The sequence below is a fragment of the Halonotius aquaticus genome (assembly GCF_003605575.1).
Classification (GTDB): domain Archaea; phylum Halobacteriota; class Halobacteria; order Halobacteriales; family Haloferacaceae; genus Halonotius; species Halonotius aquaticus.
In genome coordinates this window covers 252,836-266,009 of the sequence record NZ_QKNY01000018.1, presented here as the reverse complement: position 1 = coordinate 266,009, position 13,174 = coordinate 252,836, and the positions used below count along the sequence as shown (strand labels likewise).

24 protein-coding genes are annotated in these 13,174 nt (G+C 64.1%); all 24 read left to right on the top strand.

The features are described from left to right. Window positions 1-128 precede the first annotated feature (128 nt). Genes DM826_RS10975 through DM826_RS10860 form a run of 24 tightly spaced genes read left to right on the top strand, consistent with a single transcriptional unit; the run spans window position 129 to window position 13,172 of the window. Window positions 129-1,007, top strand: coding sequence for a putative RNA uridine N3 methyltransferase (locus DM826_RS10975; RefSeq protein ID WP_120103466.1), 879 nt, complete (start codon window positions 129-131; stop codon window positions 1,005-1,007). Between the two features lie 4 nt (window positions 1,008-1,011). Continuing rightward, a complete protein-coding gene (locus tag DM826_RS10970) occupies window positions 1,012-2,028 on the top strand; it encodes a 50S ribosomal protein L3 (RefSeq protein WP_120103465.1) in 1,017 nt (338 codons plus the stop codon). Window positions 2,029-2,030: 2 nt separating this feature from the next. After that, window positions 2,031-2,777, top strand: a complete 747-nt coding sequence (gene rpl4p, locus DM826_RS10965) for a 50S ribosomal protein L4 (RefSeq protein WP_120103464.1) — start codon at window positions 2,031-2,033, stop codon at window positions 2,775-2,777. Further along, window positions 2,774-3,028 (top strand): 50S ribosomal protein L23, encoded by a 255-nt coding sequence (locus tag DM826_RS10960; RefSeq protein WP_120103463.1) that lies wholly within the window; start codon window positions 2,774-2,776, stop codon window positions 3,026-3,028. The genes rpl4p and DM826_RS10960 overlap by 4 nt, the downstream gene beginning before the upstream one ends. 1 nt (window position 3,029) lies before the next feature. After that, entirely contained in the window at window positions 3,030-3,758 is a 729-nt protein-coding gene (locus DM826_RS10955) for a 50S ribosomal protein L2 (protein WP_120103462.1), read from the top strand. Further along, on the top strand, window positions 3,758-4,180 hold the full coding sequence (locus tag DM826_RS10950) for a 30S ribosomal protein S19 (protein ID WP_120103461.1): 423 nt from the start codon (window positions 3,758-3,760) through the stop codon (window positions 4,178-4,180). The genes DM826_RS10955 and DM826_RS10950 overlap by 1 nt, the downstream gene beginning before the upstream one ends. 2 nt (window positions 4,181-4,182) lie before the next feature. After that, the gene (locus tag DM826_RS10945) at window positions 4,183-4,650 is read left to right on the top strand and encodes a 50S ribosomal protein L22 (RefSeq protein ID WP_120103460.1); all 468 of its coding nucleotides are present in this window, start codon (window positions 4,183-4,185) and stop codon (window positions 4,648-4,650) included. Next, window positions 4,650-5,633 carry a 30S ribosomal protein S3 gene (locus tag DM826_RS10940; protein ID WP_120103459.1) on the top strand — a complete coding sequence of 328 codons (984 nt, stop codon included), beginning with the start codon at window positions 4,650-4,652 and terminating at the stop codon, window positions 5,631-5,633. Before DM826_RS10945 ends, DM826_RS10940 begins: the two co-directional genes overlap by 1 nt. Beyond that, window positions 5,633-5,863, top strand: coding sequence for a 50S ribosomal protein L29 (gene rpmC / locus DM826_RS10935; protein WP_120103458.1), 231 nt, complete (start codon window positions 5,633-5,635; stop codon window positions 5,861-5,863). Before DM826_RS10940 ends, rpmC begins: the two co-directional genes overlap by 1 nt. A 2-nt stretch (window positions 5,864-5,865) precedes the next feature. Further along, window positions 5,866-6,348, top strand: coding sequence for a ribonuclease P protein component 1 (locus tag DM826_RS10930; protein ID WP_120103457.1), 483 nt, complete (start codon window positions 5,866-5,868; stop codon window positions 6,346-6,348). Next, complete coding sequence (locus DM826_RS10925) at window positions 6,339-6,680, top strand: 30S ribosomal protein S17 (RefSeq protein WP_120103456.1); 342 nt, start codon at window positions 6,339-6,341, stop codon at window positions 6,678-6,680. The genes DM826_RS10930 and DM826_RS10925 overlap by 10 nt, the downstream gene beginning before the upstream one ends. Beyond that, the gene (locus tag DM826_RS10920; RefSeq protein WP_120084042.1) at window positions 6,680-7,078 is read left to right on the top strand and encodes a 50S ribosomal protein L14; all 399 of its coding nucleotides are present in this window, start codon (window positions 6,680-6,682) and stop codon (window positions 7,076-7,078) included. The genes DM826_RS10925 and DM826_RS10920 overlap by 1 nt, the downstream gene beginning before the upstream one ends. Next, window positions 7,075-7,437: a 50S ribosomal protein L24 gene (gene rplX, locus DM826_RS10915; protein ID WP_120103455.1), complete on the top strand. Its 363-nt coding sequence runs from the start codon at window positions 7,075-7,077 to the stop codon at window positions 7,435-7,437. The genes DM826_RS10920 and rplX overlap by 4 nt, the downstream gene beginning before the upstream one ends. After that, window positions 7,434-8,207, top strand: coding sequence for a 30S ribosomal protein S4e (locus DM826_RS10910; RefSeq protein ID WP_120103454.1), 774 nt, complete (start codon window positions 7,434-7,436; stop codon window positions 8,205-8,207). The genes rplX and DM826_RS10910 overlap by 4 nt, the downstream gene beginning before the upstream one ends. Further along, complete coding sequence (locus DM826_RS10905) at window positions 8,204-8,728, top strand: 50S ribosomal protein L5 (protein WP_120103453.1); 525 nt, start codon at window positions 8,204-8,206, stop codon at window positions 8,726-8,728. Before DM826_RS10910 ends, DM826_RS10905 begins: the two co-directional genes overlap by 4 nt. Next, window positions 8,725-8,919 (top strand): 30S ribosomal protein S14, encoded by a 195-nt coding sequence (locus DM826_RS10900; RefSeq protein ID WP_120103452.1) that lies wholly within the window; start codon window positions 8,725-8,727, stop codon window positions 8,917-8,919. The genes DM826_RS10905 and DM826_RS10900 overlap by 4 nt, the downstream gene beginning before the upstream one ends. 2 nt (window positions 8,920-8,921) lie before the next feature. Further along, window positions 8,922-9,314 (top strand): 30S ribosomal protein S8, encoded by a 393-nt coding sequence (locus DM826_RS10895; RefSeq protein ID WP_120103451.1) that lies wholly within the window; start codon window positions 8,922-8,924, stop codon window positions 9,312-9,314. 2 nt (window positions 9,315-9,316) lie between these two features. Next, window positions 9,317-9,856, top strand: a complete 540-nt coding sequence (locus DM826_RS10890; RefSeq protein WP_120103450.1) for a 50S ribosomal protein L6 — start codon at window positions 9,317-9,319, stop codon at window positions 9,854-9,856. A gap of 1 nt (window position 9,857) precedes the next feature. Next, complete coding sequence (locus tag DM826_RS10885; RefSeq protein ID WP_120103449.1) at window positions 9,858-10,577, top strand: 50S ribosomal protein L32e; 720 nt, start codon at window positions 9,858-9,860, stop codon at window positions 10,575-10,577. Then, window positions 10,570-11,028: a 50S ribosomal protein L19e gene (locus DM826_RS10880; RefSeq protein WP_120103448.1), complete on the top strand. Its 459-nt coding sequence runs from the start codon at window positions 10,570-10,572 to the stop codon at window positions 11,026-11,028. The genes DM826_RS10885 and DM826_RS10880 overlap by 8 nt, the downstream gene beginning before the upstream one ends. Then, window positions 11,028-11,582 carry a 50S ribosomal protein L18 gene (locus DM826_RS10875; RefSeq protein ID WP_120103447.1) on the top strand — a complete coding sequence of 185 codons (555 nt, stop codon included), beginning with the start codon at window positions 11,028-11,030 and terminating at the stop codon, window positions 11,580-11,582. Before DM826_RS10880 ends, DM826_RS10875 begins: the two co-directional genes overlap by 1 nt. After that, on the top strand, window positions 11,579-12,226 hold the full coding sequence (locus DM826_RS10870; RefSeq protein WP_120103446.1) for a 30S ribosomal protein S5: 648 nt from the start codon (window positions 11,579-11,581) through the stop codon (window positions 12,224-12,226). The genes DM826_RS10875 and DM826_RS10870 overlap by 4 nt, the downstream gene beginning before the upstream one ends. Beyond that, the gene (gene rpmD / locus DM826_RS10865) at window positions 12,226-12,690 is read left to right on the top strand and encodes a 50S ribosomal protein L30 (protein ID WP_120103445.1); all 465 of its coding nucleotides are present in this window, start codon (window positions 12,226-12,228) and stop codon (window positions 12,688-12,690) included. The genes DM826_RS10870 and rpmD overlap by 1 nt, the downstream gene beginning before the upstream one ends. Next, window positions 12,690-13,172, top strand: coding sequence for an uL15m family ribosomal protein (locus tag DM826_RS10860; RefSeq protein WP_120103444.1), 483 nt, complete (start codon window positions 12,690-12,692; stop codon window positions 13,170-13,172). The genes rpmD and DM826_RS10860 overlap by 1 nt, the downstream gene beginning before the upstream one ends. Window positions 13,173-13,174 lie beyond the last annotated feature (2 nt).

The window sequence follows — 13,174 nt, the reverse complement described above, 5'->3', positions numbered from 1 at the left end:
CACAACCTAAATTCGGCCGTATCAGCGGCTGATGAGCGTGTGAACGGGACACAAGGGGCGGCCTGTTCCGCTATCCTTTTAGGCTCTCGTCGGAAAGCCAGGCTACAGTCTAGCGACGAGACAGACCGATGGACGGACTCACACTACTGATTCCGTCGTCGGTCGTCCGGGAGGCCGAGGACAAACGCGAGGCAACTCGCAAGCTCGGCTACGTTGCCCGTGCGGCAGCGGTGTTCCGGGCCGACCGACTCTGCGTCTTCCCCGACAGGGAGGGCGAACGTCGGTGGGGTGAAGCCTTCGTCCGCATCGTGCTGCAGTACGCCGCGACACCGCCGCACCTCAAAGGCGAGGTGTGGGGCAAACGCGACGAACTGCAGTTTGCGGGCGTGCTTCCGCCCTTGCGGCTCTCGTCGCAGACCACAGCCGATTCGTCCGAGTCGGCTGTCAACCAGGGAATCGTGACCGAGGTCGGACCTGAAGGCCGCGTCCGGGTCACTTGCGGACTGCAACACCCGATCTCTCTCACGGTGCCGCCGTCGATGGCGACACCGGCCGAGGGAGAGCGCGTCACCGTCAGGATCTCTTCGAGAGAACCGGTTCGCGCGCGCCTCGTCGACGAGCCCACACCGGGCTTCGACGTGGCGACTGTGAACCTGTCGGCCGCCCTTACCGACGCCGCCGGACGACGGATCGCCACCTCCCGTCATGGACAGCAGCTGTCCATCGGGCGACTGGCGGAGTTCCGTCCCGACTACCGGGACGGGCTGACCGTCGCTTTCGGCGCGCCGGGCCGCGGGCTGCCGGAGATACTCGGGATTCCACCCGAGGCGATCTCGGCTGCTGACGCAGCCGGGAGATCCAAGCCATACGGTTTGGACGACGACCACGTCGACTCCGATCCGGGGTTCGACCGCTGGCTCAATACGATTCCGCGACAGGGCAGCGAGACGGTGCGAACCGAGGAAGCGATGTTCGCGTCGCTCGCCTGCCTCACACTCACGGAGTAACCACATGCCACAACCAAGCAGACCACGCAAAGGCTCGCTGGGCTTTAGCCCCCGCAAGCGTGCGGACTCAGAAGTCCCACGCATCCGCTCGTGGCCTGACGACGACGGCGCACCCGCGCCGCAGGGCTTCGCTGGCTACAAGGCCGGCATGACCCACGTTGTCATGGTCAACGACGAGGCGGACTCCTCGCGTGAAGGGATGGAGGAATCCGTTCCCGTCACGGTCGTCGAGGTACCGCCGATGCGGGCGGTCGCGCTCCGAGCCTACGAAGACACGCCGTACGGACAGAAGCCGGTTTCCGAGGTCTGGGCCACCGAGTTCCACGACGAACTCGACCGCGCCCTCGACCTGCCGGCCGAAGATACCTTCGAGAGCGATTCGGAGGCCCTTCGGAACGAACTCGACGCCGGGAACGTGGACGATCTGCGATTGATCACCCACACCGTTCCTGACGAGAGCCCCAACGTTCCGAAGAAGAAACCCGACATCATGGAGACACGCGTCGGCGGCGGCTCACTCAGCGAGCGCGCCGACTTCGCCCTCGAACTGCTCGAAGACGGCGGCGAACACAGCGTTGACGACGTGTTCCGCGCCGGCGAGTACCTCGATGTCTCCGGGATCACGAAAGGGAAAGGCACCCAAGGCCCCGTCAAGCGGTGGGGCGTCCAGAAACGGAAGGGCAAACACGCCCGCCAGGGATGGCGACGTCGGATCGGCAACCTCGGTCCGTGGAACCCCTCCCGCGTCCGTTCGACGGTGCCACAGCAAGGACAGACCGGCTACCAGCAGCGAACTGAGCTCAACAAGCGCCTGATCGACATCGGCGACGGCGACGAGGCCTCCGTAGACGGCGGCTTCGTCAACCACGGCGAGGTCGACGGCAACTACGTGCTCATCAAAGGGTCGCTGCCAGGGCCGAATCAACGGCTGCTGCGGTTCCGCCCGGCCATCCGGCCGAACGACCAGCCGCGCCTCGATCCCGAGGTTCGGTACGTCTCAACCGCATCCAATCAGGGCTAACTATGCAGGCAACAGTACGTGACCTGAACGGTGACGACGCCGGCTCGGTCGAGCTTCCGGAGATCTTTGAGACCCACTTCCGTCCGGATCTCATCCAGCAGGCCGTTGTCGCCGCACAGGCAAACCGGAAACAGGCCTACGGTGCCGACGAGTTCGCCGGGCTGCGAACGCCCGCCGAATCGATGGGCAGCGGCCGCGGCATGTCTCACGACCCCCGACAGGACGGCGTCGTGAAACGCGTCCCCCACGCCGTTGGGGGCCGCCGTGCACACCCACCGAAGGCCGAGAAGGAACAGGGCAAATCGATCAATAAACAGACACGACAGCTGGCAACGCGCTCGGCGCTTGCCGCCACGACCGACGCCGAGCGCGTCGCCGACCGTGGCCACGAGTTCGACGACGATCTCGACCTCCCGCTTGTCGTCAGCGACGAGTTCGAAGACCTCGTCAAAACCCAGGAGGTCGTCTCCCTGCTCGAAGCCCTCGGTGTCGCCGACGACATCGAGCGCGCCGACGAGGGGAAGACGATCCGTGCCGGCCAGGGAACGACCCGTGGCCGCAAGTACCAGGAGCCAAAATCGATCCTCTTCGTGACCAGCGAGGAACCCTCGAAGGCCGCCCGCAACCTTGCGGGCGCTGACGTGGCGACCGCCCACGATGTCAACGTCGAGGATCTGGCACCGGGTACCCACGCCGGCCGACTCACGATCTACACCGAAAGCGCGATTGCGGAGGTGGCCGACCGATGAACTCGATTCTCGAACATCCGCTGGTCACCGAGAAGGCGATGGACGAGATGGACTTCGACAACAAGCTTCAGTTCATCACCCACATCGACGCCGACAAGCCGGCAATCAGCGACGAGATCGAAGAACGGTACGACGTAACCGTCGTCGACATCAACACGCAGATCACGCCGGATGCCGAGAAGAAGGCGACGATCACGCTGAGCGAGGACGACGACGCAACTGAGATCGCCTCCAGAATCGGGGTGTTCTAAGATGGGACGACGAATTCAGGGACAACGACGCGGCCGTGGTGGCCCAACCTTCCGCGCGCCATCACACCGCTACAAAGCCGAACTGTCGCACAAAAAGTCCGAAGACACCGATACGATCTCCGGCGAGATCGTCGACATCGAGCACGATCCCGCCCGGAGTGCCCCCCTCGCAGACGTGGAGTTCGAGGACGGCGACCGACGGCTCATCCTCGCCCCCGAGGGAGTCACCGTCGGCGAGACGATCCAGGTCGGCGTCAGCGCGGAGATCAAACCCGGCAACACGCTGCCGCTGGGTGAGATCCCCGAGGGTGTGCTCGTCTGCAACGTCGAGAGCTCCCCCGGCGACGGCGGGAAGTTCGCCCGTGCGACGGGCGTTTCCGCCCAGCTGATGACCCATGACCGCAACGTTGCGGTCATCCAGCTCCCAAGCGGTGAGGTCAAACGGCTCAACCCCGAGTGCCGCGCCACGATCGGCGTCGTCGCCGGCGGTGGCCGGACCGAAAAGCCGTTTGTCAAAGCTGGCAACAAACATCACAAGATGAAGGCGCGCGGGACGAAGTACCCCCGCGTCCGTGGTGTTGCGATGAACGCCATCGACCACCCCTTCGGTGGCGGTGGCCGCCAACACCCCGGCAAGCCGAAATCGGTCTCGCGGGACGCCCCGCCGGGACGGAAGGTCGGCGATATCGCCTCGAAACGCACCGGACGTGGCAGCACGGGAGGTAACTAATGAGTACTGAATACCGAACCGGCCGTGAAGGTGAGTTCACCTACCGCGGTCACACGCTCGACGAGCTGCAGGCAATGGAGCTTGACGAGGTTGCGGAACTGCTTCCCGCTCGACAGCGGCGCACTATCACCCGTGGACTGTCCGCGGAACACCAGAAGCTGCTGGCAAAAGCCAGAGACAGCACCGAGGAGGAGACGGCGGACAACCCGCTCCGAACCCACCTGCGGGACATGCCCGTCCTGCCGGAGTTCGTTGGGCTGACGTTCGCGGTCTACACCGGACAGAGCTTCGAGCGCGTTGAGGTCAAACCCGAGATGATCGGGCACTACCTCGGCGAGTTCCAGCTCACCCGGAGCTCGGTCGAGCACGGACAGGCCGGGATTGGCGCGACCCGCTCCTCAAAGTTCGTGCCGCTCAAATAACTATGGGAATCAACTACAGCGTCGAGGCCGACCCCGACACCACCGCGAAAGCGATGCTTCGGGAGCGGCCCATCAGCCTGAAGCACAGCAAGGCCATCGCCCGCGCGATCAAGGGGATGCCCGTCAGCGAGGCCCTGGAGTACCTCGATGCGGTCATCGCCGAGGAGCGGTCGGTGCCGTTCAAACAACACAACACCGGTGTCGGTCACCGCTCGGATATCGACGGCTGGGATGCCGGCCGCTACCCCGAGAAGGCCGCCGAGGACTTCAAGAAGCTCCTGATCAACGCCCGCAACAACGGCACCGAGCAGGGCTTCGATGGCCCGGCCATGGAGATCGTCCACGTCGCCCCCCACAAGGTGGGCGAACAGCAGGGCCGTACCTCACGAGCCTTTGGCCGCGCCAGCCCCTCGAACACCACGCTCTGTGATGTTGAGCTGGTGCTTGAAGCACCGGAGGAGGAGAACTGATGGCCGACGAACAGCAGTTCATCGAAAACGGCCTCCAGCGCGCCCAGATTGACGAGTTCTTCCAGGAAGAGCTCGACCGGGCGGGCTACGGCGGGATGGATATCGCCAAAACGCCGATGGGCACCCAGATCGTCCTCAAAGCCGAGAAGCCAGGGATGGTCATCGGCAAGGGTGGGAAGAATATTCGGAAAATTACCACCACCCTTACCGAGGAGTTCGGGATGGACGATCCGCAGGTCGATGTGCAGGAGGTCGACGAGCCGGATCTCAACGCCCGGATCGTCGCCGACCGCCTCGCCAACGCGCTCGAACGCGGCTGGTACTTCCGGAAAGCCGGTCACACCACGATCGACCGGATCATGGAAGCCGGCGCGCTCGGCGCGGAGATCGTCCTCAGCGGCAAGGTCACGGGCGCACGCTCACGCGTGGAGAAGTTCAACCGTGGCTACATCAAACACAACGGCGAACCCGCCCAAGACGTGGTCGACGAAGGCCAGGGCGTCGCCGTGATGAAGCTCGGCACGATCGGCGTGACCGTGAAGATCATCCCGCCGGGCGCAACGCTGCCCGACGACTTCGCCATCCACGAGGACGTCGAGTTCGAACCCGTCGAGCAGGCGGTCGTCGACGCCGACGATGACGAGAGCGTCGAGGAGCTGCTTGCCGGCGAGCCCGATGAGGCCGCACCCGGCGAGGATGAGGATGTTGAGGTTCCCGACGAGGATCCCGCCGAGGCGATCGACGAGGAGATCGTCGAGGAGGTCATCGAGGAGGAGACCGACGACGAGGAGTCGGCTGCTGACGATGACGACGATGCCGATGCGGACGACGGCGACGCCGACGAGTCAGCTGACGCCGACGATGGCGACGGCGACTCCGTTGCCGACGAAGACCTTGACGAGGATGTGGCCGAAGAGGCCGCCGACCTCGTCGAGGAGATGGAAGACGCAGACGACGCCGACGAGAAGGAGGCGGATAACTGATGGCGATCATCCGACCCGAGGAGCTCCGCGACATGACGGCCGCCGAGCGCGAGGTCGAACTCGAAGAGCTCGAAACCGAGCTGCTCAACACGAAAGCCCTGCAGGCCGCCGGTGGCGTGCCTGAGGATCCGACCAAGCTCAAAAAGCTTCGGCGGGCCATCGCGCGGATCAAGACGATCCAGCGCGAAGAGGGCGATCTCGACGGCGACGCAGACGAGACTGAGGAATAACGATGCCACTCACACCCGAGACACTCACGCGACACGAACTCATCGGCGTCCCGATCAGGGTCGCCGACGCGCCCAACCCCGACCTTGTCGGGCTCAGCGGCCGCGTCGTCAGCGAGACGATGCAAACGTTCGTCGTTGCGACTGACTCGGGTGAGAAACGCGTCCCCAAGGCGGGGACAACATTCGAGATGGCACTCGATGTATCGACCGCTGACCAGACTGCAGGCGACACAGATGAAGCCGCTGCGGCCGGTGTGGCAGACGCCACAGCGGGCTCTCAGGCCCCTCGGGCCGCAGGGTCTCCGTTCGAACTCGGCGAGGATACTGCGGGGGTTCGCCCCCGTCAGTCTTGGCCGTCGGGATGTTCCGCAAACCCCTTCGCGGGTGGATGCGAGGGCGGAGTCTACGTAACGGTGGATGGACACACCTTGTGTGCGCGGCCTGCAGCGCGGACTGAACGCACAGGAGATTCGAAATGGCGATAGGACTTGACGTACCCATGCCCCCGGAACCCGAAAACCCGGAGGCGTATGACTACGAGACGTGTCCGTTCTACGGACAGCTACCCGTTCGAGGCCAGACCCGCAGTGGGACTGTTGTCTCGACGGATATGGCAAAGACCGTCATCGTCGAGCAGGAGTACGACGTGTTCGTGCCCAAATACGATCGGTATATGAAACGCCGATCCCGTATTCCGGCCCACGTTCCCGGCGTACTCGACGGACTCGATGTTGGTGACGAAGTAACAATCGCGGAGACCCGCCCGCTGTCGAAGACGAAATCCCACGTTGTCGTCGCAACCGGAGGCGATGCCTGATGGAGGCCCTCAAAGCTGACGTGACACAGGGCCTCGAAAAGGGCTCGCTGATCACGTGTGCCGACAACAGTGGCGCGCGCGAACTGCGCGTCATCAGCGTGGCTGGCTACTCCGGAACGAAGAATCGACACCCCAAAGCTGGGCTTGCCGACAAGGTGACCGTTTCGGTCACCAAGGGCACGCCCGAAATGCGGCGGCAGGTGCTGGAGGCGGTCGTCGTCCGTCAGCGCAAGCCGATCCGCAGACCCGACGGCATTCGCATGAAGTTTGAGGACAACGCGGCCGTCCTCATCGACGAAAACGAGGAGCCCCGCGGCACCGACATCAAGGGGCCCATCGCACGCGAAGTCGCCGAACGCTTCGGGAGCATCGCATCCACGGCGAGTATGATCGTATGACGACACAACCACACAAACAACGACAGGCCGACGCGACCGCGTCGCTCCACGAGCGACACAAGCAGGTCATGGCCCCGTTGTCGAGCGACCTCCGCGAGGAGTACGATCGCCGCAGCGTCCGCGTCAACGCGGGCGACACCGTCGAGGTGCAGCGCGGCGATTTCGCCGGCACCGAGGGTGAGGTGCTGACTGTCGACCTCAAGGACGCTGTCATTCACGTCGAAGACGTGACCATCGAGACGGCCGACGGCGAAGAGGTTCCCCGGCCACTCGATGCCAGCAACGTCACCGTGACCGCGCTGACTCTTGAGGACGAGCGGCGCGAGGCCCGACTCAGCGGCGAGGAGGATAGCGCATGAGCAACCACCAGAAACGACTCTCAGTGCCGAACTCGTGGCCGGTCGAACGCAAGACCGAGAAATACACGGTCAAAGCAGGGGCTGGCCCCCACGGCGAAGACGGGGTGCCGCTGCTCGTGTTGCTGCGGGACGTGCTGGGGTATGTTGACTCCAAGAAGGAAGCGCGCTACGCGCTCAACCAGGATTCGATCCTCGTCAACGGCGATGCGATCAGCGACGAACGCCGACCGATCGGCATGTTCGACATCATCGCCTTCACCGAACGCGAGGAGTATTACCGGGTCTTCCCCGATGAGGGTGGCCGGCTCGCGCTGACGCCGATCGACGGCGACGCCGCCGGCAGCCGCCTCGGGAAGATCGACCGCAAGGAGCAGGTCACCGGTGGCGACTTCCAGCTGACACTCCACGACGGCACCAACGTCCGCGTCGAGGATGCCAGCGAGTACGCGACGAACGATTCGCTCGTCATCGACAACGACGACAAATCGATCGTCGCCCACTTCACCTACGAGGAGGGCGCGCTCGTCACCGCAGTCGACGGCCAACACGCCGGCGACATCGGCGAGATCGATGAGATCGTTGTCACACAGGGCAGCGGCTCCAACACGGTGTACGCGAACAACGAGAGCGGCGGCTTCGAGACGGTCGAAGAGTACGTCGTCGTCATCGACGAGAACTTCGTCGACGACGACAGCGAGTTCGCCGCCGGCAGCGACGCTGCCGACGACGATGCGGCTGACGACGTCGACGAGGAGGCTGATGCCGAATGAGCGAATCAGCAGCAGAGTTCCACCCGATGCGCCAGCCACGGATCGAGAAGGTCGTCGTCCACATGGGCGTCGGCGAAGGTGGGCGTGAACTGCAGAACGCCCAGGAGATCCTCGAAGAGATCACCGGCCAGGAGAGCGTTCGCACGCTCGCCAAACAGACCGTCCAGGAGTACGAAATCCGCGAGGGCGATCCGATCGGTGCGAAGACGACGCTCCGCGACGAGGCCGCCGAGGCCTTCCTGGAGACGGCGTTGCCGCTTGCTGATATCTCCCAAAGTCAGTTTGACGACACCGGGAACATCAGCTTCGGGATCGCCGAACACACCGAGTTCCCGAGCCAGGAGTACGACCCACAGATCGGTATCTACGGGCTTGACGTGACCGTCACGCTCGTCCGGCCGGGCTACCGGGTCTCGAAACGTGATCGGGAGACGCGGTCGATCCCGTCCGAACACCGGATGACCCCCGAGGACGCAACGGCGTACCTCGAATCCGAATTTGACGTGGAGGTCGACGAATGAGTCAGAGCGAACAGACAAGCGACGACAGCGAGGAGACAACCACGGACGCCGCCGACACCGAGACCGGCCAGCAGCTTGAGTGCCGCCGGTGTGAGCGCAAACAGGGGCTTGTCGGGAAGTACGACATCAACCTCTGTCGGCAGTGTTTCCGTGAGGTCGCCCGCGATATGGGATTCAGGAAGTACAGCTAACTATGGCAGGCAACGATCCACTGGCCAGCGCGCTTTCGGGCATCGATAACGCCGAAAGCGTCGGCCATCTCGGTATCACCGTACAGCCCGCCTCGAACACGATCGGCTCGATCCTTGAGGTCTTCTACGACCGAGGATACATCGACGGCTTCGAGTTCGTCGACAACGGCAAAGCCGGCGAGTTCGAGGTCGAACTGAAAGGCGCGATCAACGAATGTGGCATCGTCAAACCCCGTTACTCGGTTGGGGCAGACGGCTATGAGAAATGGGAGAAGCGGTTCCTCCCGGCCCGCGATTACGGCTCTCTCATCGTCACAACAAGCCACGGCGTCATGAGCCACTACGAGGCCCGCGAACAGGGCATCGGTGGCCAAGTGATCGCATACGTCTACTAACAATGACCAGTACAACAATCACACTTCCGGACGACGTCTCCGCGACGGTCGATCATCTCGACCTCACCGTCGAGGGGCCCGACGGCAGCGTTTCACGCCGCCTCTGGTACCCCGATGTCGACGTCAGCGTCGAAGACGACGAAGTCGTCATCTCGACCGACGCCGAGGACGCCAAGACCACCGCGACGGTCGGCACCTTCGAGAGCCACGTTCGCAACATGGTTCACGGCGTCACCGACGGCTGGGAGTACAAGATGGAAGTCCACTACGCCCACTTCCCGATGCAGGTCGATGTCGACGGCGACGAGGTCGTCATCGAGAACTTCCTCGGGGAGAAGGCGGCCCGACGGACGCCGATCCGCGGCGACACCGAGGTACAGATCGACGGCGAGGAGATCACCCTGACGGGCTCCGACAAGGAGGCTGTCGGGCAGACCGCCGCCGACATCGAACAGCTGACGAAGGTCACCGACAAGGACAACCGCGTCTTCCAGGATGGGGTTTACATCGTCGAGAAGCCGGCGAAGGCAGGAGGTGCCTGAGATGGCCGACGATACCCCCGAAGAGCTGGAGGACATCAGTGGTGTTGGCCCCTCGAAGGCTGACGCACTGCGCGAGGCCGGCTACGAGTCCGTTGAGGACATTCAGGCCGCCAGCCAGGGCGAACTCAGCGATGTCGACGGCGTTGGCAACGCACTTGCGGCGCGAATCAAAGCCGGCGTCGGCGACCTCGAAGTCAGCGAGGAGACCGAGGCCGAGGTCGAAGACGACACCGAGGAGGAAGCCGACGAGGCCGAACCCGACGAGGATGTCGAAACCGAGCTTCGGGCCCGCGGTCACGCTGACAAGACGCCCGAGCTTGACGAGGAGACCGAATCAGCACTCCAGCAAAAACGACGTGAGGGCAAACCCGCCTTCAAGCGAGATGACTACCACATGAAAAAGCGCACGCCGGAATCCTGGCGCGCGCCGCGTGGTACCCTCTCGAAACAGCGACGCGGCATGAAGAGCCGCGGCCCGAAGGTCGCCCCCGGGTTCCGATCGCCGAAAGCCGCCCGTGGGCTCCACCCCAGCGGCTTCGAGGAAGTCCGTGTCCACAACACCGACGACCTCGACGACGTTGATGGCGACACCCAAGCGGTACGGATCGCCAGCAAGGTCGGCGAGCGGAAGCGTGAACGGATCGAGGAGATCTGTGAAGACGAGGAGATCCGCGTGCTGAACCCAACCTACATCGAAGTGGAGGTCGAATCCGATGACTGATCTTGGTTCCCAGAAGCGGCTGGCCGCTGACATCCTCGATGTTGGCGAAAACCGCGTCTGGCTCGATCCCGGTGAACAAGAAGAGATCGCCGAAGCGATCACCCGCGACGACATCCGCGAGCTCGTCGACGAGGGGATCATTCGGGCGAAAGACGCGAAGACGAACTCCCGTGGCCGAGCCCGCGAACGCGCCGAAAAGCGTTCCTACGGCCACCAGACCGGCGCCGGCTCCCGCAAAGGGAAATCCGGGGCCCGTGAGGCACGGAAGGACGACTGGGTCGCCCGCATTCGCGCCCAGCGTGCCCGCCTCAAGGAGCTTCGCGAGGACGGAACGATCGACCGAACACAGTACCGCGAGCTGTACAACAAAGCCAGCGGTGGCGAGTTTGACAGTGTTGACCGGCTGGAAGCGTACGTGCGAACGAACTACGGCATTGAGGTGAACGCATAATGGCAACTGGACCACGATACAGCGTGCCGATGCGCCGCCGCCGTGAGGGTCGCACTGATTACCACCAGCGGTTGCGCCTGTTGAAATCCGGCAATCCCCGTCTGGTCGCTCGGACGAGCAACAGCCACGTCAGGGCGCAGCTGATCACCACCGGCCCTAACGGCGATATCACCCACGTTGCCGCCACAAGCGAGGAGCTCGACGACTACGGCTGGGAGGCCCCAACGGGCAACGTTCCCAGCGCGTATCTGACCGGGTACCTCTTGGGCAGCCGCGCAGTCGCGGAGGGCCACAGCGAGGCCGTCCTCGACATCGGGCTGCACACGGCAACGCCGGGTAACAAGGTGTTTTCGGTACAGGAAGGAGCGATCGACGCGGGCCTCGACATCCCCCACAGCGACGACGTGTTAGCCGACTGGTCGCGTAATCGCGGCGAGCATATCGCCGACTACGCCGAGCAGCTCGACGAGCCGCTCTACAGCGGGGACTTCGACGCCACTGAACTACCTGAGCACTTCGACGATGTGCTCGAGACACTGCAGGAGGACGTATGAGCCAAAGTAACAACGACGGCTGGGAACCGCGCACGCGGCTCGGCCGCAAGGTACAGGACGGCGATATCACGACGATGGATCAGGCCATGGAGTCCGGCCTCCCGCTGAAGGAGCCCGAACTCGTCGACCAGCTCCTCCCGGGGCTGGAAGATGAGGTGCTTGACATCAACATGGTTCAGCGGATGACCGACTCGGGTCGCCGGGTCAAGTTCCGCTGTGTCTGTGTCATCGGCAACCGTGATGGCTATCTCGGCTACGCCCAGGCCCGCGACGAGCAGGTCGGCGGTGCCATCGAGAAAGCCATCGACGTCGCCAAGATGAACATCATCAAGGTCGACCGTGGCTCGGGGTCTTGGGAGGACTCCGCCGGTGGCGTCAACTCCCTGACCCGGACGGCCGAAGGGAAGGCCGGTTCGGTGACCGTCCAGATCAAGCCCGCCCCACAGGGGCTGGGACTGGCCGCAGCCGAAACCGTCCGGCACATCCTTGAGCTCGCCGGTGTCCAGGACGCTTGGACACAGTCTCACGGCAACACCCGGACGACGCTCAATCTCGCCAAGGCGACCTACAACGCCCTGGAGAACGCCGGCGAGGCGCGGACACCACAGCGCGCACAAGCGGTGCAACAGGAGGCCAACGAATAATGCAAGCGATCGTTCAGCTCCGCGGTGAGGTCAACATGTCACAGGGCGTGCGTGACACTCTGGAGATGCTGAATCTCCACAGCAGCAACCACGTCACGTTTGTCCCCGAGACCGACACCTACCGCGGCATGATCACGAAGGTCAACGACTACGTGGCCTTCGGCGAACCGAGCGTCGAGACGGTGGCCACGTTGCTGCGTCGCCGCGGTGAGCCCGAGACGGGCGACGGCGACATCGATGACGCGTGGGTCGCCGACAACACCGATTACGCCGATGTCGACGCGCTTGCCGAAGCCCTCGTCGACGAAGAGACGACGCTTCGCGAGGAAGGCCTCGCCCCGGTCGTCCGACTGCACCCGCCACGCGGCGGTCACGACGGCATCAAACACCCGGTCATCGAGGGCGGCCAGCTGGGTCGCCATGAGACCGAGGATATCGACGCGCTGCTGGAGGCGATGCGATAATGGGATCGAAAAAACGCAGACAACGCGGCTCCCGCACCCACAGCGGCGGCTCCCACAAAAACCGGCGCGGTGCCGGTCACCGTGGCGGTCGCGGTCGCGCGGGTCGTGACAAACACGAGTTCCACAACTACAAGCCGATCGGCAAACACGGGTTCACCCGACCGGATTCGCTGCAGGATTCGGTTGCGGAGATCAGCGTCCAGAAACTCGATGAGGACGCGGCACTGCTGGCGGCCGACGGCGTCGCGGAGACCGACGGTGACGCCTACGTCATCGACGCCCGCGACGTTGCCGACGCCGGCCACGATGTCGATGTGGTGAAGGTGCTCGGCGACGGCCAGGTTCGCAACGAACTGGTTGTCACCGCCGACGCCTTCAGCGCCGACGCGGTGGCACTCATCGAGGAGGCTGGCGGTGCGGCGGAACTCACCGAAGCAGGCCAGAAAGCGGAAGATGTAAACGACGACTCTGACGAGGACTAATA